Here is a 20,232-nt window from a genome sequence, read left to right as displayed (position 1 = left end):
CCGGCAGATTATCGCTAACAGGTATTCTCCGTGCTCAACAAACTCACCCGACTGCTGAATGAAGCAGGAATTTCCCTCTCCGATCACCAGAAAAACCAGCTTGTGGCCTACGTGGATATGCTGCACAAGTGGAATAAAGCCTACAACCTGACCTCCGTACGTGACCCTAACGAGATGCTGGTTCGCCATATTCTCGACAGCATTGTGGTCGCGCCATCGCTGAAAGGTGAACGCTTTATCGATGTGGGTACGGGTCCTGGCTTGCCGGGTATTCCGCTGTCGATTGTACGCCCTGATGCTCACTTCACTCTGCTGGATAGCCTGGGCAAACGCGTCCGCTTCCTGCGTCAGGTGCAGCACGAGTTAACGCTGACTAACATCACGCCAGTGCAGAGCCGTGTTGAAGATTTCCCGGCTGAACCGCCGTTTGACGGCGTGATTAGCCGTGCTTTTGCCTCACTGACCGACATGGTGACCTGGTGCCATCACCTTCCTGGTGAAGCTGGGCGCTTTTACGCATTGAAGGGACAACTGCCGGAAGAGGAAATTGCCCAACTTCCCGCGCCGTTTAGCGTCGAGAGCGTAGTGTCGTTAAAAGTTCCTCAGCTGGAAGGGGAACGTCATTTGGTTATTATTGCAGCAAATAAAATTTAATTTTTATCAAAAAAAGTAGAGAAAAAGTAGGGTCTCTGGTGTTAACAAATGAGCGACAATTAGCGCCAGCGACCTGCTATATTTAACCAGCGGTTAACTTTGGCTTATCTTCACCTTAACGCGGCTTTTTTTGTTAAGACTTAAAATAGTCAACATGGAAAATATCAGTCTGCTAAAAGTAAGCCCATTCGTCATTTTGTCATGTTAATAAATTATTATGAATGTCAATGAATGGTTTTTGTTCTGTATCGCGGTGTTTTTAAAAGAGTTCGCGAATTAAGTCTTATATATCAGAATGATGAGAACATCCGTTTTGCTACAATGATTTATGCGCTTTGCTCGAAAATGTTTAATTTGTGATCTTGTGCACGCTTTGTAATCACTATTTTCGGTGTATTTGCAGTTTTGTACGATCGTTCACACTTTGGCGAAAAGTAGAAAAATAGCGCGAATGAAAAATAATTAAATATTTATTCACGTTTTGGCTACTTATTGTTTGAAATCACGGGGTGTCACCGTATAATTTGACCGCTTTTTGATGCTTGACTCAGAGCATTAAAGAACGTTTTATACGACACGCGGCATACCTCAAAGGGAGCAGGAGTACAAACGTGATGTCTATGTCGTTCGTGAGTCGCAATGTTGCTCGAAAGCTTCTGTTCATTCAGCTTCTGGCAGTGATAGCAAGTGGATTGCTGTTCAGCCTTAAAGACCCCTTCTGGGGCATCTCCGCCGCGTGTGGAGGCCTGGCAGTGTTACTGCCTAATATGTTGTTTATGATTTTTGCCTGGCGTCACCAGGTACATACACCCGCTAAAGGCCGAGTGGCCTGGACGTTCGCCTTCGGGGAAGCGTTCAAAGTGCTTGCGATGCTGGTGTTACTGGTCGTGGCGCTGGCGGTTTTTAAAGCGGTGTTCTTACCGCTGATCGTTACATGGATTTCGGTGCTAGTGGTTCAAATACTGGCGCCCGCTGTAATTAACAACAAAGGGTAAAAGGCATCATGGCTTCTGAAAATATGACGCCGCAGGAATACATAGGACACCATCTGAATAACCTTCAGCTGGACCTGCGTACTTTCTCGCTGGTAGATCCGCATAACCCCCCAGCCACCTTCTGGACGCTCAATATTGACTCCATGTTCTTCTCGGTGGTGCTGGGTCTGTTGTTCCTGCTTACGTTCCGTAGCGTTGCCAAAAAAGCAACCAGCGGCGTACCGGGTAAATTTCAGACCGCGATTGAGCTGGTAATTGGCTTCGTTCATGGCAGTGTCAAAGACATGTACCATGGCAAAAGCAAGGTCATTGCTCCGCTTGCCCTGACGATCTTCGTCTGGGTCTTCCTGATGAACCTGATGGACTTACTGCCTATCGACCTGCTGCCGTATATTGCTGAGCATATACTGGGCCTGCCGGCGTTGCGCGTGGTTCCGTCTGCGGACGTAAACATTACCCTGTCTATGGCACTGGGCGTGTTTATCCTGATTCTGTTCTACAGCATCAAAATGAAAGGCATCGGTGGCTTCACTAAAGAGCTGACACTGCAGCCGTTCAATCACTGGGCATTTATTCCTGTCAACTTAATCCTTGAAGGGGTAAGCCTGCTGTCCAAACCGGTATCTCTCGGTCTGCGACTTTTCGGCAACATGTATGCCGGTGAGCTGATTTTCATTCTGATTGCTGGTCTGTTGCCGTGGTGGTCACAGTGGATTCTGAATGTGCCGTGGGCCATTTTCCACATCCTGATCATTACGCTGCAAGCCTTCATCTTCATGGTTCTGACGATCGTCTATCTGTCGATGGCGTCTGAAGAACATTAATTTACCAACACTACTACGTTTTAACTGAAACAAACTGGAGACTGTCATGGAAAACCTGAATATGGATCTGCTGTACATGGCTGCCGCTGTGATGATGGGTCTGGCGGCAATCGGTGCTGCGATCGGTATCGGCATCCTCGGGGGCAAATTCCTGGAAGGCGCAGCGCGTCAACCGGATCTGATTCCTCTGCTGCGTACTCAGTTCTTTATCGTTATGGGTCTGGTGGATGCTATCCCTATGATCGCTGTAGGTCTGGGTCTGTACGTGATGTTCGCTGTCGCGTAGTAAGCGTTGCTTTGAATTAAGTAAGAGCAATATCAGAACGTTAACTAGATAAAGAGGCATTGTGCTGTGAATCTTAACGCAACAATCCTCGGCCAGGCCATCGCGTTTGTCCTCTTCGTTCTGTTCTGCATGAAATACGTATGGCCGCCTTTAATGGCTGCCATCGAAAAGCGTCAAAAAGAAATTGCTGACGGCCTTTCTTCTGCAGAACGAGCTAAAAAGGATTTGGACCTTGCACAGGCCAATGCGACCGACCAGCTGAAAAAAGCGAAAGCGGAAGCCCAGGTAATCATCGAGCAGGCGAACAAACGTCGCTCTCAGATCCTGGACGAAGCCAAAACTGAAGCAGAGCAGGAACGTAACAAAATCGTGGCACAGGCTCAGGCAGAAATTGATGCTGAGCGTAAACGTGCCCGCGAAGAGCTGCGTAAGCAAGTCGCTATCCTGGCTGTTGCTGGCGCCGAGAAGATCATCGAACGTTCCGTGGATGAAGCTGCTAACAGCGACATCGTGGACAAACTTGTCGCTGAACTGTAAGGAGGGAGGGGCTGATGTCTGAATTTGTTACGGTAGCTCGCCCCTACGCCAAAGCAGCTTTTGACTTTGCCGTCGAACACAAAAGCGTAGATCGCTGGCAGGACATGCTGGCGTTTGCCGCCGAAGTGACGAAGAACGAACAAATGGCAGAGCTTCTGTCTGGTGCGCTGGCACCGGAAACGCTCTCTAAGTCGTTTATCGCAGTATGCGGTGAGCAACTGGACGAAAACGGCCAGAACCTGATTAAGGTTATGGCTGAAAATGGTCGTCTTAAAGTGCTCCCGGATGTTCTCGAGCAGTTCATTCATCTGCGCGCCGCGAGTGAAGCTACCTCTGAGGTAGAAGTCATCTCCGCTAATGCACTGAATGAAGAACAGCTTGCGAAAATCAGCGCCGCGATGGAAAAGCGTCTGTCACGCAAAGTTAAGCTGAATTGCAAAATCGATAAGTCTGTAATGGCGGGCGTTATCATCCGTGCGGGTGATATGGTCATTGATGGCAGCGTACGCGGCCGTCTTGAGCGCCTTGCAGACGTCTTGCAGTCTTAAGGGGACTGGAGCATGCAACTGAATTCCACCGAAATCAGCGAACTGATCAAGCAGCGCATTGCTCAGTTCAGTGTTGTGAGTGAAGCTCACAACGAAGGTACTATTGTTTCTGTAAGTGACGGTGTTATCCGCATTCACGGCCTGGCCGATTGTATGCAGGGTGAAATGATTTCCCTGCCGGGTAACCGTTACGCTATCGCACTGAACCTGGAGCGCGACTCCGTAGGTGCTGTAGTCATGGGTCCGTACGCTGACCTTGCCGAAGGCATGACCGTCAAGTGTACTGGTCGTATCCTGGAAGTTCCGGTTGGCCGTGGCCTGCTGGGCCGTGTGGTTAACACCCTGGGTGCACCAATCGATGGTAAAGGCGCGCTGGACAACGACGGCTTCTCCGCCGTTGAAGCTATCGCACCAGGCGTAATCGAACGTCAGTCCGTTGATCAGCCAGTTCAGACTGGTTATAAATCCGTTGATGCCATGATCCCAATCGGTCGTGGTCAGCGTGAACTGATCATCGGCGACCGTCAGACCGGTAAAACCGCGCTGGCAATCGACGCCATCATCAACCAACGTGATTCCGGCATCAAGTGCGTATACGTTGCTATCGGCCAGAAAGCGTCCACCATTTCTAACGTGGTACGTAAACTGGAAGAACACGGCGCGCTGGCTAACACCATCGTTGTTGTGGCAACCGCGTCTGAATCCGCTGCACTGCAATACCTGGCACCATATGCCGGTTGCGCAATGGGCGAATACTTCCGCGACCGCGGCGAAGATGCGCTGATCATTTACGATGACCTGTCTAAACAGGCTGTCGCATACCGTCAGATCTCCCTGCTGCTCCGTCGTCCACCAGGACGTGAAGCATTCCCGGGCGACGTATTCTACCTCCACTCCCGTCTGCTGGAGCGTGCTGCGCGTGTTAACGCCGAATACGTTGAAACTTTCACCAAAGGTGAAGTGAAAGGGAAAACCGGTTCACTGACTGCTCTGCCGATTATCGAAACGCAGGCAGGTGACGTTTCCGCATTCGTTCCGACCAACGTAATTTCCATTACCGATGGTCAGATCTTCCTGGAAACCAACCTGTTCAACGCCGGTATTCGTCCTGCGGTTAACCCGGGTATCTCCGTATCCCGTGTTGGTGGTGCAGCTCAGACCAAGATCATGAAAAAACTGTCCGGTGGTATCCGTACCGCTCTGGCACAGTACCGTGAACTGGCAGCATTCTCCCAGTTCGCATCTGACCTTGACGATGCAACCCGTAAGCAGCTGGACCATGGTCAGAAAGTAACTGAACTGCTGAAACAGAAACAGTATGCGCCGATGTCAGTCGCGCAGCAGTCTCTGGTTCTGTTCGCGGCAGAACGTGGTTATCTGGCGGATGTAGAACTGGCGAAAATCGGTAGCTTCGAAGCCGCTCTGCTGGCTTACGTTGACCGTGATCACGCTCCGTTGATGCAAGAGATCAACCAGTCCGGTGGCTATAACGACGAAATCGAAGGCAAGCTGAAAGGCATCCTCGATTCCTTCAAAGCAACCCAATCCTGGTAAAGTCTGACGGCCTGTCTTAGGGCAGGCCGTAGGCATTGAGGAGAAGCTCATGGCCGGCGCAAAAGAGATACGTAGTAAGATCGCAAGCGTCCAGAACACGCAAAAGATCACTAAAGCGATGGAGATGGTCGCCGCTTCCAAAATGCGTAAATCGCAGGATCGCATGGCGGCCAGCCGTCCTTATGCAGATACCATGCGCAAAGTGATTGGTCACCTTGCGAACGGTAATCTGGAATATAAGCACCCATACCTGGAAGAACGCGACGTTAAGCGCGTGGGCTACCTGGTGGTGTCTACCGACCGTGGTCTGTGCGGTGGCTTGAACATTAACCTGTTCAAGAAACTGCTGGCGGATATGAAGGCATGGACCGAAAAAGGCGTTCAGTGCGACCTCGCAATGATCGGCTCTAAAGGTGTGTCCTTCTTTAATTCCGTAGGTGGCAACATTGTCGCTCAGGTAACCGGTATGGGCGATAAACCTGCCCTGTCCGAACTTATCGGTCCGGTAAAAGTGATGTTGCAAGCCTACGACGAAGGTCGTCTGGACAAGCTTTATATTGTCAGCAACAAATTTATTAACACCATGTCTCAGGTGCCGACGATCACCCAACTGCTGCCGTTACCGGCTTCAGAAGATGATGATCTGAAACGTAAAACCTGGGATTACCTGTACGAACCCGATCCGAAAGCGCTGCTGGATACCCTCCTGCGTCGCTATGTCGAATCTCAGGTCTATCAGGGCGTGGTAGAAAACCTGGCCAGCGAGCAGGCCGCACGTATGGTGGCGATGAAAGCCGCGACCGACAATGGCGGCAGCCTGATTAAAGAGCTGCAGTTGGTATACAACAAAGCTCGACAGGCCAGCATTACTCAGGAACTCACCGAGATCGTCGGTGGTGCATCCGCGGTATAACCAGGTTAATTCGTAGAGGATTCAAGATGGCTACTGGAAAAATTGTCCAGGTAATCGGCGCCGTAGTTGACGTCGAATTCCCTCAGGATGCCGTACCGCGCGTGTACGAAGCTCTTGAGGTGCAGAATGGTAATGAAGTTCTGGTGCTGGAAGTTCAGCAGCAGCTCGGCGGCGGTATCGTACGTACCATCGCTATGGGTTCTTCCGACGGTCTGCGTCGCGGTCTGGATGTTAAAGACCTCGAGCACCCAATCGAAGTTCCGGTAGGTAAAGCAACACTGGGTCGTATCATGAACGTACTGGGTCAGCCAGTAGACATGAAAGGCGACATCGGTGAAGAAGAGCGTTGGGCTATCCACCGCGCTGCACCTTCCTACGAAGAGCTGTCTAGCTCTCAGGAACTGCTGGAAACCGGTATCAAAGTTATCGACCTGATGTGTCCGTTCGCTAAGGGCGGTAAAGTCGGTCTGTTCGGCGGTGCGGGTGTTGGTAAAACCGTAAACATGATGGAGCTGATCCGTAACATCGCGATCGAGCACTCCGGTTACTCCGTGTTTGCGGGCGTAGGTGAACGTACTCGTGAGGGTAACGACTTCTACCACGAAATGACCGACTCCAACGTTATCGATAAAGTATCCCTGGTATATGGCCAGATGAACGAGCCACCGGGAAACCGTCTGCGCGTTGCTCTGACCGGTCTGACCATGGCTGAGAAATTCCGTGACGAAGGTCGTGACGTACTGCTGTTCGTCGATAACATCTATCGTTACACCCTGGCCGGTACAGAAGTATCTGCACTGCTGGGTCGTATGCCTTCAGCGGTAGGTTACCAGCCGACTCTGGCGGAAGAGATGGGCGTTCTGCAGGAACGTATCACCTCCACCAAGACCGGTTCTATCACCTCCGTACAGGCGGTATACGTACCTGCGGATGACTTAACTGACCCATCCCCAGCAACTACCTTTGCTCACTTAGATGCAACCGTAGTACTGAGCCGTCAGATCGCTTCCCTGGGTATCTACCCTGCGGTTGACCCGCTGGACTCCACCAGCCGTCAGCTGGATCCGCTGGTTGTTGGTCAGGAGCACTACGACACCGCTCGTGGCGTTCAGTCCATCCTGCAGCGTTATCAGGAACTGAAAGACATCATCGCCATCCTGGGTATGGATGAACTGTCTGAAGAAGACAAACTGGTGGTAGCACGCGCTCGTAAAATTCAGCGCTTCCTGTCCCAGCCGTTCTTCGTAGCAGAAGTATTCACCGGTTCTCCGGGTAAATACGTTTCGCTGAAAGACACCATCCGTGGCTTTAAAGGCATCATGGACGGCGAATACGATCACCTGCCGGAGCAGGCGTTCTACATGGTCGGTTCCATTGACGAAGCAGTGGAAAAAGCCAAAAAACTTTAACGCCTTAATCGGAGGGTGATATGGCAATGACTTACCACCTGGACGTCGTCAGCGCAGAGCAACAAATGTTCTCTGGTCTGGTCGAGAAAATCCAGGTAACGGGTAGCGAAGGTGAGCTGGGTATTTACCCGGGCCACGCCCCGCTGCTCACCGCCATTAAGCCTGGTATGATTCGCATCGTTAAACAGCACGGTCACGAAGAGTTTATCTATCTGTCCGGCGGCATTCTTGAAGTGCAGTCTGGCAGCGTGACCGTTCTGGCTGATACCGCAATTCGCGGTCAGGACCTCGACGAAGCGCGCGCGATTGAAGCGAAGCGTAAGGCCGAAGAGCACATTAAGAGCTCTCATGGTGACGTGGATTACGCTCAGGCGTCTGCGGAACTGGCCAAAGCGATCGCTAAACTGCGCGTTATCGAGTTGACCAAAAAAGCGATGTAACACCGGCTTGAAAGTCAAAAAGCCAGTCTGGTTTCCAGGCTGGCTTTTTTTATGGCTTGTTTTAATTTAAATGAAACTGAAAAGGTATTTTAAATATTTTGTGATTTGAATCACAAAACTGTTGATCGATAAATGTCCGAGGAGTAGACTTCTTTTTGTGACATGAGTCACAGAAAACACCACTACTATCGCAGGATTAAAATCATGAAACTGATCAATAAAATCATCGCTCTCTTCAGCGCTATGAACATCTCTTTCGGTACTTTCAACCTGTAAGGTTGATGACCGCACTGGCCGCCTCACCTGTAGGTCAGATGCCGTTCTGTTAAGCGCTGTACCGCTAACGAAAACCACAACACATGCGGTGTAAACAGAACCAAAAATGAAGAAGGTCGCCTCACGGCGACCTTTGTATTTTGTAGGCCGGATAAGGCGTTTACGCCGCCATCCGGCAATGTCTTTGTGGCTTGCCTGATGGCGCTGCGCTTATCAGGCCTACAGCACTCACCTCCGCATCAATCCTTGTTCAGGAAATTCCCGGTATCAAAACTCCCGTCCGCATTACGGGTCAGCGGCTGCGGTAACGATAGCGACTGGAAGTCTTGCGCGCGCAGCTCCTTCCCTTCCGTATTAACGCTTTTTCCCTTCTCGATGAAGTAGTTGGTTGCATCAACGTTCCCCACCACCGCATCGTCGTATTTCCCCGGCTGGCTGCGCAGCGAAATGTTGTCGCTGAACACGCCCTGGGTTGCGGCATCCCCGTACGGGCTTGGGCGGAAGATGAAGTTGAAGCGCTGGTTATCCACGGCAACGTTATTCACCACCACCAGCTTGCCTGGGTTGAAGTTATCGGTGAAACCATCAAGATGGTTGCCAATAGCAATGCTATTGCGGATTTCATGGGCCACTGGCTGGCCTTCACCACCGAGCTTGAAGCCGTTGCTGGTGTTATTGCGGGCAATAGAGTTCTCAATCACCACCACGCCGTTGGCGCCATCTTCAATCTTGTTGAACAGATCGAAGCCATCGTCGATGTTGTCGTGGGAGTAACACCCTTCCAGTCGGTTACCTTCACCCACGCGCATCTTCACCGCAAAACCGTCGGCGTTGATCTTACCCGGATCTTCGTTGCGATAAGATTCGGAGTTCACCACGCGGTTATGGCTTGCCCACAACGGGCGACCGATCTTATCGGCAGAAGAGATCTGAATTCCGGTATCGTCGTTGTGATAGGCGGTGACGTTTTCGATAAGGTTATGGCTTCCCTGAATGCGTAGGCTCTTGTCGGTAATATCGATACCTCGAATCGTCCAGTAGTGAGCGTCCAGCAACATGCCGTGGATAACCGCTTTACCGTTGGCTTCCAGCGTTTTACGTCCATTTTCAAGGCCGCTTGCGGAAAGTGGAATATCCGTTTTTGCATAGTCGCCTGCTGCCAGTACCACTTTACCGCCCGGTGGCACAAGCGCGATGGCGGAGGCTAAATCCAGCGGTGCTTCTGCCGTGCCTTTAGCATCGGCTTTACCGTCCGCAGCAGCGTACAGCGTACTGTTTGCCGCCGCTTTATACTGGCTAACGGTAAGCTGCTGTTCAACCGGCGAACGATCGCCGCCGCTGGTGGGGGTAAACGTAATCTGGAAGCTGTTGTTGTCTTTCAGCGTGGCTGGCAGGGTAAACATCTCGCCGGCTTTCACCGGTTTATTCTCCCCGATCACTACTTCATTCTGGCGCACCGAGAACAGACCATCGTAGTTCGCTCGCGCCTGTAAGGTGTAGTTCGCCCCGGCGCTTTGGCTGCCGGATGCGACCTGCATCACCACCGGCCAGGATTTTGCGACGAACGGCTTCGAGGCGACGGTCTGGGCTGCCGACGTGGTCAGTGAGGCATCACTCACGGTGATTTTCGCGTTACGGGAGGCAAAAAAACCGACGTAGTACTGCTTTTTATCCTGAACCGAAATTAGATCGGCATTCGGCACCTGCTGAGTTGTCCACTCTTCGCTACCAACCGGCGCCCAGGCGGTAATAAAGCCCTCATTGGTTCGCTCGAGCTTAAGGCGGAAGGCCGGTGACTCTCGCAGATTAACACCTTCCTTGTAGCTGACCTTTTTAATTTCGGAGCCCGCGTTCCCCCACGGTTGGGTGATGCCGTTGCGTGAGATAGCCTGTAGCTTCACGCGGTAATCGTCTTTTTTATCCTGAGTCATGATGGCGTTCATCACCATATTCGATGCCGCAGGAAACTCTTCATAACCCTCTTTCAACGGCTCCTGGCGAGGAATGCCGATAATATCGCGCACCAACAGTCCGGCCCCTTCCTGAGCGGCCGGCTTAGCGCCATTTTCTGGGCCAAACTGATCGACGGTTACCGTGGCGGAGAGAACAAAATTCTCGTCACTCGGTACGGTGGTGTAGAAAAAGGTCAGGCCATCGTGTGAGTTAGCAATCTTACCACCACGACTTTCGATGGTGATAGGTTTGCTAAGAGAGGCAGTTTGTTGTGGAGTCAGCGTCTTACCGTCAATCGTCACGTTGTTAACGCCAATCTTCTCCGGTAACACATTGGAGGAGAAGTTTACGTCGGTAGATTGCCCAAAAGCGATCGCCTTCCATTGCTGGGGCGCCTGAGCGTGTGCCGACAGAGAGAGTGCTGCGCTACAAAGCGTCAGAGCCAGAGGTATTTTCTTTTTCATATCATCTTCCTGAATGGTTGAGCGCCGTAATTATCAACAAATCAAAACGCTGTTTCTTTTTTGTTCGTCACAATAATGAGTAAATAAAACGGCGTTTTAAATTATGGGTTTCTTTATTCAGGTATCAAAAAAACAATATAAGCAGAGAGATAGCGCGCTATCTGGCGATTGAGCCGAATTCTTACAAGACAAATGCGTTTGATATGGACGAAAATAAGGGAAGAAAATCAGGTCGAAAGGGGATGTTGAACGTTTTATCATCAAGCCATTTCATGGCGAAAAATATGTAGAATTTTCAACGTTAACCCGCTTTACTTCATACTTAATCTACAGACAGGATACCTATGTCTAACCGTACCATGAGCGTTGTGATCCTTGCCGCAGGCAAAGGCACGCGTATGTATTCCGATCTCCCAAAAGTGCTGCACACCCTGGCGGGCAAGCCGATGGTGCAGCATGTTATTGATGCCGCGAATCATGTTGGCGCGAACCAGGTTCACCTGGTGTACGGTCACGGCGGTGATTTACTTAAGCAAATCTTATCCGACGATAACCTCAACTGGGTGCTACAGGCTGAACAGCTGGGCACCGGTCATGCAATGCAGCAGGCTGCGCCGTTCTTCGCGGATGACGAAGATATTCTGATGCTCTACGGCGACGTGCCGCTGATCTCTGTTGAAACGCTGCAACGCCTGCGTGAAGCCAAGCCGCAGGGCGGGATTGGCCTGCTGACTGTGGTGCTGGACGATCCGAGCGGCTATGGCCGTATTACCCGTGAAAACGGCAAAGTGACCGGCATTGTTGAGCACAAAGATGCCACCGAAGCACAGCGTCAGATTCAGGAAATTAACACCGGTATCCTGATTGCTAACGGCGCGGACCTGAAGCGCTGGCTGGCGAAACTGAACAACAACAATGCGCAGGGCGAATTTTATATCACCGATATTATCGCCATGGCATACCACGAAGGCCGCGAAATTGCTGCGGTTCACCCGGCGCGTATCAGTGAAACTGACGGCGTGAATAACCGCCTGCAGCTTGCCCGTCTTGAGCGTATTTATCAGTCCGAACAGGCTGAAAAACTGCTGCTGGCAGGCGTGATGCTGCGTGACCCAGCGCGTTTTGACCTGCGAGGCACCCTGTCTCACGGGCGTGATGTCGAAATTGATACTAACGTTATCCTTGAAGGCAACGTGGTGCTGGGTCATCGCGTCAAAATCGGCGCGGGCTGCGTGATTAAAAACGCCACCATCGGCGACGACTGTGAAATCAGCCCGTACAGCGTTGTGGAAGATGCTCATCTGGAGGCCGCCTGCACCATCGGCCCGTTTGCTCGTCTGCGTCCTGGCGCTGAGCTGCTGGAAGGCGCGCACGTGGGTAATTTCGTCGAAATGAAAAAAGCGCGTCTGGGTAAAGGCTCGAAAGCCGGTCACCTGACCTACCTCGGCGACGCGGAAATTGGCGACAACGTGAACATCGGCGCGGGTACCATTACCTGCAACTACGATGGTGCCAACAAGTTTAAAACGATTATTGGCGATGACGTTTTTGTCGGCTCCGACAGCCAATTGGTTGCTCCGGTCACCATTGGCAAAGGTGTCACTATCGCGGCCGGTACCACCGTGACCCGCGATGTTGCTGATAACGAACTGGTGCTGAGCCGCGTACCGCAGGTACACAAGCAAGGCTGGCAGCGCCCGGTGAAGAAGAAGTAGTTTTATGTAGGCCTGATAAGGCGTAGTCGCCATCAGGCAGACAAGGGTGAGGAGATAACATAATCTCCCGCCCAAAAAGCAGTACCTATAAAAATAACCCCACTCTCTACAAGGCTCGGGGCGCCCGGAATACGGGCAACAGGTTGACCGACAACGCATGGCATAACGCCAAAATCGGAATAGAAAACTATGTGTGGAATTGTTGGCGCAGTCGCGCAACGTGATGTAGCTGAAATCCTTCTCGAAGGTCTCCGTCGCCTGGAATACCGTGGTTATGACTCTGCGGGTCTGGCCGTGGTAGACGCAGAAGGTCATATGACCCGCCTACGTCGTTTGGGGAAAGTCCAGATGCTGTCCAAAGCCGCGGAAGAACACCCGCTGGTGGGCGGCACGGGTATTGCTCACACCCGCTGGGCAACCCACGGCGAACCGTCGGAAGGCAACGCGCATCCGCATGTTTCTGACCACATTGCGGTGGTGCATAACGGCATCATCGAAAACCACGAACCGCTGCGCGAAATGCTGCAGGCGCGTGGCTATGTTTTTGTTTCAGCGACCGACACCGAAGTGATCGCTCACTTAGTGCACTGGGAGATGGAACAGGGCGGTACGCTGCGTGAAGCGGTGCTGCGCGCTATCCCGCAACTTCGCGGTGCCTACGGCACGGTGATTATGGACTCCCGCGACCCAAGCACGCTGCTGGCCGCGCGTTCCGGTAGCCCGCTGGTTATCGGCCTCGGCATGGGCGAGAACTTTATCGCTTCTGATCAACTGGCGCTGCTGCCGGTCACCCGTCGCTTTATCTTCCTCGAAGAGGGCGATATCGCCGAAGTAACGCGCCGTTCGGTCGCGGTCTTTGATAAGTCCGGTGCCAGCGTGAATCGTCAGGAGATCGAATCTAATCTGCAATACGATGCGGGCGATAAAGGTATTTATCGTCACTATATGCAGAAAGAGATCTACGAACAGCCGAACGCCATCAAAAACACCTTAACCGGGCGTATCAGCCACGGCGAAGTGGACCTCAGCGAGCTGGGCCCACAGGCCGACGCGCTGCTATCTCGTGTTGAGCATATCCAGATTATCGCCTGCGGCACCTCCTATAACTCCGGGATGGTCGCGCGCTACTGGTTTGAATCACTGGCTGGCATGCCGTGCGACGTCGAAATTGCCTCGGAGTTCCGCTATCGCAAATCGGCCGTGCGTCCGAACAGCCTGGTCATCACCCTGTCGCAGTCTGGCGAAACCGCCGACACGCTGGCTGGCCTGCGCCTCACCAAAGAGCTGGGTTATCTGGGCTCGCTGGCGATTTGTAACGTCGCCGGTTCGTCGCTGGTGCGTGAGTCCGATCTGGCGATTATGACCAACGCCGGGGCGGAAATTGGCGTGGCGTCCACCAAAGCGTTTACCACTCAGTTGACGGTTCTGCTGATGTTGGTGGCGAAGATGGCGCGCCTGAAAGGAGCTGATGCGTCCGTAGAGCATGAGATTGTTCATGCGCTGCAGGCACTGCCAAGCCGCATTGAGCAGATGCTGTCGCAGGACAAACGCATTGAAGCGCTGGCAGAAGATTTCTCTGACAAGCATCACGCGCTGTTCCTTGGCCGTGGCGATCAGTACCCGATCGCGCTGGAAGGTGCGCTGAAGCTCAAAGAGATCTCCTACATTCATGCGGAAGCGTATGCCGCAGGCGAGCTGAAGCACGGCCCGCTGGCGCTTATCGACGCAGATATGCCGGTTATCGTGGTCGCGCCGAATAACGAACTGCTAGAAAAACTGAAGTCCAACATTGAAGAGGTACGCGCGCGCGGCGGTGAGCTGTATGTGTTTGCCGATCGTGATGCGGCGTTCAGTAACAGCGACAACATGCACATCATCGAGATGCCGCATGTGGAAGAGGTGATTGCACCTATCTTCTACACCGTGCCGCTGCAGTTGTTGGCTTACCATGTGGCGCTGATCAAAGGCACCGATGTGGATCAGCCGCGTAACCTCGCGAAGTCGGTTACCGTCGAATAAGTACGTTTAGTCAAAACGATCCGGCTCTGCCCTCAGGCGCAGCCGGATTTTTTTTATCTTCATAAACTGTCATAAAGCATGATTTTTGGGTTGTCATAAAAAGAAAATTTCACTGTAATTTCATTGTAAATTATTTTTATAACTCGCTGATTTATAGTGGTTTAATAATATTGTTTTTCGCATGGTTTTCGTTGTCATTAAACTGTAATAAACCTTACATATAACTGTCACCTGTTTGTCCTATTTTGCTCCTCGTAGCCACTAAACAATCATTTACGGATTCTTGCAGGAGACATTATGAAAGTTATGCGTACCACTGTCGCAACTGTTGTCGCCGCGACCTTATCGATGAGCGCTTTCTCTGCATTCGCAGCAGCAAGCCTGACGGGTGCTGGTGCAACCTTCCCGGCGCCAGTGTATGCCAAATGGGCAGATACCTATCAGAAAGAGACCGGTAGCAAAGTAAACTACCAGGGTATCGGCTCCTCCGGTGGCGTAAAACAAATTACTGCTAACACCGTTGATTTCGGCGCATCAGATGCGCCGTTGTCTGACGACAAACTGGCTCAGGAAGGCCTGTTCCAGTTCCCGACCGTAATCGGCGGTGTGGTTCTGGCTGTTAACATCCCTGGCCTGAAATCCGGCGAGCTGGTGCTTGACGGTAAAACCCTGGGTGACATCTACCTGGGTAAAATCAAGAAGTGGGATGATGAAGCCATCACCAAACTGAACCCAGGCGTTAAGCTGCCTTCTCAGAACATCGCCGTTGTGCGTCGTGCTGATGGTTCCGGTACCTCCTTCGTGTTCACCAGCTACCTGTCTAAAGTGAACGAAGAGTGGAAATCCAAAATTGGCGCGGGCTCTACCGTAAACTGGCCGACCGGCCTGGGCGGTAAAGGTAACGACGGTATCGCTGCATTCGTACAGCGTCTGCCAGGTTCCATCGGCTACGTTGAATATGCTTACGCTAAGCAGAACAACCTGGCTTACACCAAACTGATTTCTGCTGATGGCAAGCCGGTTAGCCCAACTGAAGATAACTTTGCTAACGCCGCTAAAGGCGTTGATTGGAGCAAATCCTTCGCGCAGGACCTGACTAACCAGAAAGGTGACAACGCGTGGCCGATTACCTCTACCACCTTCATCCTGGTACACAAAGAGCAGAAGAAACCTGAGCAAGGTGCTGAAGTGCTGAAGTTCTTTGACTGGGCGTACAAAAACGGCGGCAAACAGGCTAACGAGCTTGATTACGCCACTCTGCCAGAGAGCGTGGTTGAGCAGGTTCGTGCTGCATGGAAGACCAACGTAAAAGACAGCAGCGGTAAAGCGCTGTACTGATTACGGTAGCCCGGCGGAAACGCCGGGCAACGTGTAAATGTCGTGGCGGATTTTAAACTGGAAAGAGTGATTTATGGCTGCAACTAAGCCTGCTTTTAACCCTCCGGGTAAAAAGGGTGACATGATATTCAGCGCGCTGGTAAGACTGGCTGCGCTGATTGTGCTATTGATGTTGGGCGGGATTATCGTCTCTCTTATCATCTCTTCATGGCCAAGTATGGAGAAGTTCGGCTTCGCCTTCCTGTGGACCAAAGAGTGGGATGCGCCTAACGATATCTACGGTGCGCTGGTACCCATTTACGGTACGCTCGTGACCTCCTTTATCGCGCTGCTGATCGCCGTTCCGGTGAGCTTCGGTATCGCACTCTTCCTGACTGAACTGGCACCTAACTGGCTCAAACGCCCATTAGGTATCGCGATTGAACTGCTGGCGGCGATTCCCAGCATTGTTTACGGTATGTGGGGCCTGTTTATCTTTGCTCCGCTGTTCGCGACCTACTTCCAGGAGCCCGTCGGCAATATCCTTTCTAACATCCCGTTTGTCGGTGCGTTGTTCTCCGGCCCGGCGTTTGGTATCGGTATCCTGGCGGCAGGGGTTATTCTCGCCATCATGATAATCCCGTATATCTCCGCCGTAATGCGTGATGTGTTTGAACAAACTCCGGTGATGATGAAAGAGTCGGCCTACGGCATCGGCTGCACCACCTGGGAAGTTATCTGGCGTATCGTTCTGCCGTTCACCAAAAACGGGGTCATAGGCGGCGTGATGCTCGGCCTGGGCCGCGCGCTGGGTGAAACCATGGCGGTGACCTTTATCATCGGTAACACCTACCAGCTCGACAGCGTTTCGCTGTATATGCCGGGCAACAGCATTACCTCCGCGCTGGCGAACGAATTCGCTGAAGCGGAGTCGGGTCTGCATGTCTCTGCGCTGATGGAGCTGGGGCTTATCCTGTTTGCGATTACCTTTATCGTGCTGGCTGCATCGAAGTTTATGATTATGCGCCTGGCTAAAAACGAGGGGGCACGCTAATGACGACGCTGGAAATGCAAAGCACCGCCGCGCTGGCAGAGTCTCGCCGCAAGATGCAGGCACGCCGCCGCATGAAGAACCGCATTGCGCTGACGCTGTCGATGGCCACCATGATTTTCGGCCTGTTCTGGCTGGTGTGGATCCTGATGTCCACCGTGACCCGCGGCATCGACGGTATGTCGCTGGCGCTGTTTACTGAAATGACGCCGCCGCCAAACACGGCGGGCGGTGGTCTGGCTAACGCCCTGGCGGGCAGCGGCCTGCTGATCCTGTGGTCGACCGTTATCGGTACCCCACTGGGCATTATGGCGGGTATCTACCTGGCGGAGTACGGCCGCAAGTCCTGGCTTGCTGAGGTTATCCGTTTTATTAACGATATTTTGCTCTCCGCGCCGTCCATCGTTGTAGGCCTGTTCGTCTACACCATCGTGGTGGCGCAGATGCAGCACTTCTCCGGCTGGGCGGGCGTGATTGCGCTGGCGCTGCTGCAGGTGCCTATCGTGATTCGTACCACTGAGAACATGCTCAAATTGGTGCCGGATAGCCTGCGTGAAGCAGCCTACGCGCTGGGTACGCCGAAATGGCGAATGATCTCCGCGATTACGCTGAAAGCGTCTATCTCCGGGATTATGACCGGTATCCTGCTGGCTATTGCGCGTATCGCCGGTGAAACGGCTCCGCTGCTGTTTACGGCGCTCTCCAACCAGTTCTGGAGCACCGACATGATGCAGCCAATCGCCAACCTGCCAGTGACCATCTTTAAATTTGCGATGAGCCCGTTTGCTGAGTGGCAGCAACTGGCCTGGGCCGGTGTGTTGATTATCACGCTGTGCGTATTGCTGCTGAACATTCTGGCGCGCGTTATTTTCGCGAAGAAGAAACACGGTTAATTTTAATACCTTGCCTGATAAGCGAAGCGCCATCAGGCATGATGAGGAAGTGATTGAGATGAGTATGGTGAACACAACTCCGGGTAAAATTTCAGTACGTGACCTGAACTTCTACTACGGCAAATTCCATGCCCTGAAGAACATCAACCTGGATATCGCCAAAAACCAGGTAACGGCGTTTATCGGCCCGTCAGGCTGCGGTAAATCGACGCTGCTGCGTACCTTCAACAAGATGTTTGAACTGTACCCGGAGCAGCGCGCAGAAGGCGAAATTCTGCTGGATGGCGACAATATTCTCACCAATACCCAGGATATCGCCCTGCTGCGTGCGAAAGTGGGTATGGTTTTCCAGAAGCCAACGCCATTCCCGATGTCTATCTATGACAACATCGCCTTCGGCGTGCGCCTGTTTGAAAAGCTGTCGCGTACCGACATGGACGAACGCGTGCAGTGGGCGTTGACCAAGGCCGCATTATGGAACGAAACCAAGGATAAACTGCACCAGAGCGGGTACTCTCTCTCCGGTGGTCAGCAGCAGCGTCTGTGCATCGCGCGCGGTATCGCGATTCGCCCGGAAGTTCTGCTGCTGGATGAGCCGTGTTCAGCGCTAGACCCAATCTCTACCGGGCGTATCGAAGAGCTGATCACCGAGCTGAAAGAGGATTACACCGTCGTTATCGTGACCCACAACATGCAGCAGGCTGCACGTTGCTCCGACCACACGGCGTTTATGTACCTGGGCGAGTTGATTGAGTTCAGTAACACGGACGATCTGTTCACCAAGCCTGCGAAGAAACAAACCGAAGACTACATTACTGGCCGCTACGGTTGATCGGGAGAGAACTGTGGATAATTTAAACCTTAATAAACATATTTCCGGCCAGTTCAACGCAGAACTGGAAAGCATCCGCACCCAGGTGATGACCATGGGCGGCATGGTAGAGCAGCAGCTTTCTGATGCGATTACCGCTATGCACAACCAGGATAGCGAACTGGCGAAGCGCGTCATCGACGGTGATAAACACGTCAACATGATGGAAGTGGCGATTGATGAAGCCTGCGTGCGCATCATTGCCAAGCGCCAGCCAACGGCGAGCGACCTACGTCTGGTGATGGCGATTATCAAAACCATCGCCGAGCTGGAACGTATTGGTGACGTGGCGGATAAAATCTGCCGCACTGCGCTGGAGAAATTCTCCCAACAGCACCAACCGCTGCTGGTGAGCCTGGAGTCGCTGGGCCGCCACACCGTGCAGATGCTGCATGACGTGCTGGACGCGTTTGCGCGTATGGATCTTGACGAAGCGGTGCGTATCTACCGTGAAGACAAGAAAGTTGACCAGGAATATGAAGGCATCGTGCGTCAGTTGATGACCTACATGATGGAAGACTCGCGCACCATTCCAAGCGTGTTGACCGCGCTGTTCTGTGCGCGCTCTATCGAGCGTATCGGCGACCGCTGCCAGAATATCTGCGAATACATCTTCTACTTTGTGAAGGGACAAGACTTCCGTCACGTCGGTGGTGATGAGCTGGATAAACTGCTCGCAGGGAAAGATCCTAAGGAATAAGCGGTCCGCCGGGCACCCCCGGCGTCGCTATAGTAGGCCGGATAAGGCGTTACGCCGCCATCCGGCATTCTGCGTAATGCTGCCTGATGGCGCTTCGCTTATCAGGCCTACGGTTTAACCTACGATGTTCCACCCGCGCGCTTTCCATAGTGCAGGTAGTTCCGCCAGATCGGTAAACGTCGTCACCTTCGGGTGAACGATCGGTTTGTTGTGCGGGTCGGCGCAGAAGTAGAACACCTCCATGCCCGCATCAATCCCCGATTGCGCGCCAGCGGAAGAGTCATCCACCAGAATGCACTTCTCCACATCTACGTTCATCGCTTTTGCAGCGTGGTGCATCAGCGCCGGGTCTGGCTTCCAGCGCTGGATGTCATAGCCGCTGAACAGCTTCTGTGGGAAATGATGCAACATCCCCAGCTTGCCCAGCGAATGCTGCATTTTGCTGACCGGGCCGTTCGATACGACGCACATCGGCACGCTAACCGCATCGAGTAACGCATTCGCCCCGGAAATCACTTCCAGCTCGGTGTCGAACAGGCGTGCGACCTCGGCGCGGTAAACCGGTTCTAGCTCGGCTTTTTCCAGATGGGTACCGTGCTCATCGTTGATGATGTCGATAATCTCGTAGAGCTTTACGCCCTTGAAACGTTTAAAAATCTCTTCCAGATCGAGCGTGATGCCAAATGTTTTAAACATATGGACGTAGGCCCGTGAACAGATCACTTCGCTGTCTACCAGCGTGCCGTCACAGTCGAAAAAAACCGCTTCAACTCCGGACATGTCATTTCCTTTTTAACAAGTTTAACGTTTACG

General features: G+C 52.6%; 19 protein-coding genes. 17 read left to right on the top strand and 2 right to left on the bottom strand.

What is annotated here, in order from left to right; all coding sequences use genetic code 11:
• Positions 1-30 precede the first annotated feature (30 nt).
• The 10 genes from rsmG (at position 31) to ACH1XZ_RS12455 (ending at position 8,160) form a co-directional block, all read left to right on the top strand.
• A complete protein-coding gene (gene rsmG, locus ACH1XZ_RS12500; RefSeq protein ID WP_395595820.1) occupies positions 31-654 on the top strand; it encodes a 16S rRNA (guanine(527)-N(7))-methyltransferase RsmG in 624 nt (207 codons plus the stop codon).
• Positions 655-1,268: 614 nt separating this feature from the next.
• Entirely contained in the window at positions 1,269-1,649 is a 381-nt protein-coding gene (atpI, locus tag ACH1XZ_RS12495) for a F0F1 ATP synthase subunit I (RefSeq protein WP_395595819.1), read from the top strand.
• 8 nt (positions 1,650-1,657) lie between these two features.
• On the top strand, positions 1,658-2,473 hold the full coding sequence (gene atpB / locus ACH1XZ_RS12490; protein ID WP_035893623.1) for a F0F1 ATP synthase subunit A: 816 nt from the start codon (positions 1,658-1,660) through the stop codon (positions 2,471-2,473).
• 46 nt (positions 2,474-2,519) lie between these two features.
• Entirely contained in the window at positions 2,520-2,759 is a 240-nt protein-coding gene (gene atpE, locus ACH1XZ_RS12485) for a F0F1 ATP synthase subunit C (RefSeq protein ID WP_000429386.1), read from the top strand.
• A gap of 66 nt (positions 2,760-2,825) precedes the next feature.
• On the top strand, positions 2,826-3,296 hold the full coding sequence (atpF, locus tag ACH1XZ_RS12480; protein ID WP_035893620.1) for a F0F1 ATP synthase subunit B: 471 nt from the start codon (positions 2,826-2,828) through the stop codon (positions 3,294-3,296).
• A 14-nt stretch (positions 3,297-3,310) separates the two neighbouring features.
• Entirely contained in the window at positions 3,311-3,844 is a 534-nt protein-coding gene (atpH, locus tag ACH1XZ_RS12475; protein ID WP_035893618.1) for a F0F1 ATP synthase subunit delta, read from the top strand.
• A gap of 12 nt (positions 3,845-3,856) precedes the next feature.
• The gene (gene atpA / locus ACH1XZ_RS12470) at positions 3,857-5,398 is read left to right on the top strand and encodes a F0F1 ATP synthase subunit alpha (protein ID WP_166515109.1); all 1,542 of its coding nucleotides are present in this window, start codon (positions 3,857-3,859) and stop codon (positions 5,396-5,398) included.
• A 49-nt stretch (positions 5,399-5,447) separates the two neighbouring features.
• Complete coding sequence (gene atpG / locus ACH1XZ_RS12465; RefSeq protein WP_035893615.1) at positions 5,448-6,311, top strand: F0F1 ATP synthase subunit gamma; 864 nt, start codon at positions 5,448-5,450, stop codon at positions 6,309-6,311.
• A gap of 26 nt (positions 6,312-6,337) precedes the next feature.
• The gene (atpD, locus tag ACH1XZ_RS12460; RefSeq protein ID WP_035893613.1) at positions 6,338-7,720 is read left to right on the top strand and encodes a F0F1 ATP synthase subunit beta; all 1,383 of its coding nucleotides are present in this window, start codon (positions 6,338-6,340) and stop codon (positions 7,718-7,720) included.
• A gap of 20 nt (positions 7,721-7,740) precedes the next feature.
• On the top strand, positions 7,741-8,160 hold the full coding sequence (locus tag ACH1XZ_RS12455) for a F0F1 ATP synthase subunit epsilon (protein ID WP_035893612.1): 420 nt from the start codon (positions 7,741-7,743) through the stop codon (positions 8,158-8,160).
• Between the two features lie 515 nt (positions 8,161-8,675).
• On the opposite strand, the gene ACH1XZ_RS12450 is transcribed toward ACH1XZ_RS12455, so the two are convergent.
• Positions 8,676-10,853 carry a right-handed parallel beta-helix repeat-containing protein gene (locus ACH1XZ_RS12450; RefSeq protein WP_395595818.1) on the bottom strand — a complete coding sequence of 726 codons (2,178 nt, stop codon included), beginning with the start codon at positions 10,851-10,853 and terminating at the stop codon, positions 8,676-8,678.
• A 344-nt stretch (positions 10,854-11,197) separates the two neighbouring features.
• Between ACH1XZ_RS12450 and glmU the strand changes: the two genes are divergently transcribed.
• From glmU to phoU, 7 genes are all read left to right on the top strand, one after another.
• The gene (gene glmU, locus ACH1XZ_RS12445; protein ID WP_395595817.1) at positions 11,198-12,568 is read left to right on the top strand and encodes a bifunctional UDP-N-acetylglucosamine diphosphorylase/glucosamine-1-phosphate N-acetyltransferase GlmU; all 1,371 of its coding nucleotides are present in this window, start codon (positions 11,198-11,200) and stop codon (positions 12,566-12,568) included.
• A gap of 189 nt (positions 12,569-12,757) precedes the next feature.
• Entirely contained in the window at positions 12,758-14,587 is a 1,830-nt protein-coding gene (gene glmS, locus ACH1XZ_RS12440; RefSeq protein WP_395595816.1) for a glutamine--fructose-6-phosphate transaminase (isomerizing), read from the top strand.
• 297 nt (positions 14,588-14,884) lie between these two features.
• Complete coding sequence (pstS, locus tag ACH1XZ_RS12435) at positions 14,885-15,925, top strand: phosphate ABC transporter substrate-binding protein PstS (RefSeq protein WP_395595815.1); 1,041 nt, start codon at positions 14,885-14,887, stop codon at positions 15,923-15,925.
• Positions 15,926-15,998: 73 nt separating this feature from the next.
• Positions 15,999-16,958, top strand: a complete 960-nt coding sequence (gene pstC / locus ACH1XZ_RS12430) for a phosphate ABC transporter permease PstC (protein ID WP_395595814.1) — start codon at positions 15,999-16,001, stop codon at positions 16,956-16,958.
• The gene (gene pstA, locus ACH1XZ_RS12425) at positions 16,958-17,848 is read left to right on the top strand and encodes a phosphate ABC transporter permease PstA (RefSeq protein WP_035893603.1); all 891 of its coding nucleotides are present in this window, start codon (positions 16,958-16,960) and stop codon (positions 17,846-17,848) included. The genes pstC and pstA overlap by 1 nt, the downstream gene beginning before the upstream one ends.
• Positions 17,849-17,906: 58 nt before the next feature.
• Positions 17,907-18,680, top strand: coding sequence for a phosphate ABC transporter ATP-binding protein PstB (gene pstB / locus ACH1XZ_RS12420; RefSeq protein WP_035893601.1), 774 nt, complete (start codon positions 17,907-17,909; stop codon positions 18,678-18,680).
• Between the two features lie 13 nt (positions 18,681-18,693).
• Complete coding sequence (gene phoU, locus ACH1XZ_RS12415) at positions 18,694-19,419, top strand: phosphate signaling complex protein PhoU (RefSeq protein ID WP_012907987.1); 726 nt, start codon at positions 18,694-18,696, stop codon at positions 19,417-19,419.
• Positions 19,420-19,533: 114 nt separating this feature from the next.
• Here phoU and yieH read toward each other — a convergent pair whose 3' ends face one another.
• A complete protein-coding gene (yieH, locus tag ACH1XZ_RS12410; protein ID WP_395595813.1) occupies positions 19,534-20,199 on the bottom strand; it encodes a 6-phosphogluconate phosphatase in 666 nt (221 codons plus the stop codon).
• Between the last annotated feature and the right edge of the window lie 33 nt (positions 20,200-20,232).

The organism is Kluyvera chengduensis, from assembly GCF_044197065.1.
Taxonomy (GTDB): Bacteria; Pseudomonadota; Gammaproteobacteria; order Enterobacterales; family Enterobacteriaceae; genus Kluyvera; species Kluyvera ascorbata_C.
This window is presented reverse-complemented; position numbering and strand designations above follow the sequence as displayed.

Coding starts and splice junctions, on each gene's coding strand:
- atpD (WP_035893613.1), top strand. CDS start 6,338: ATGGCTACTGGAAAAATTGTCCAGGTAATCGGCGCCGTAGTTGACGTC.
- atpH (WP_035893618.1), top strand. CDS start 3,311: ATGTCTGAATTTGTTACGGTAGCTCGCCCCTACGCCAAAGCAGCTTTT.
- pstC (WP_395595814.1), top strand. CDS start 15,999: ATGGCTGCAACTAAGCCTGCTTTTAACCCTCCGGGTAAAAAGGGTGAC.
- atpI (WP_395595819.1), top strand. CDS start 1,269: ATGTCTATGTCGTTCGTGAGTCGCAATGTTGCTCGAAAGCTTCTGTTC.
- atpB (WP_035893623.1), top strand. CDS start 1,658: ATGGCTTCTGAAAATATGACGCCGCAGGAATACATAGGACACCATCTG.
- ACH1XZ_RS12455 (WP_035893612.1), top strand. CDS start 7,741: ATGGCAATGACTTACCACCTGGACGTCGTCAGCGCAGAGCAACAAATG.
- atpG (WP_035893615.1), top strand. CDS start 5,448: ATGGCCGGCGCAAAAGAGATACGTAGTAAGATCGCAAGCGTCCAGAAC.
- ACH1XZ_RS12450 (WP_395595818.1), bottom strand. CDS start 10,853: ATGAAAAAGAAAATACCTCTGGCTCTGACGCTTTGTAGCGCAGCACTC.
- pstA (WP_035893603.1), top strand. CDS start 16,958: ATGACGACGCTGGAAATGCAAAGCACCGCCGCGCTGGCAGAGTCTCGC.
- glmU (WP_395595817.1), top strand. CDS start 11,198: ATGTCTAACCGTACCATGAGCGTTGTGATCCTTGCCGCAGGCAAAGGC.
- pstB (WP_035893601.1), top strand. CDS start 17,907: ATGAGTATGGTGAACACAACTCCGGGTAAAATTTCAGTACGTGACCTG.
- atpA (WP_166515109.1), top strand. CDS start 3,857: ATGCAACTGAATTCCACCGAAATCAGCGAACTGATCAAGCAGCGCATT.
- atpE (WP_000429386.1), top strand. CDS start 2,520: ATGGAAAACCTGAATATGGATCTGCTGTACATGGCTGCCGCTGTGATG.
- glmS (WP_395595816.1), top strand. CDS start 12,758: ATGTGTGGAATTGTTGGCGCAGTCGCGCAACGTGATGTAGCTGAAATC.
- pstS (WP_395595815.1), top strand. CDS start 14,885: ATGAAAGTTATGCGTACCACTGTCGCAACTGTTGTCGCCGCGACCTTA.
- yieH (WP_395595813.1), bottom strand. CDS start 20,199: ATGTCCGGAGTTGAAGCGGTTTTTTTCGACTGTGACGGCACGCTGGTA.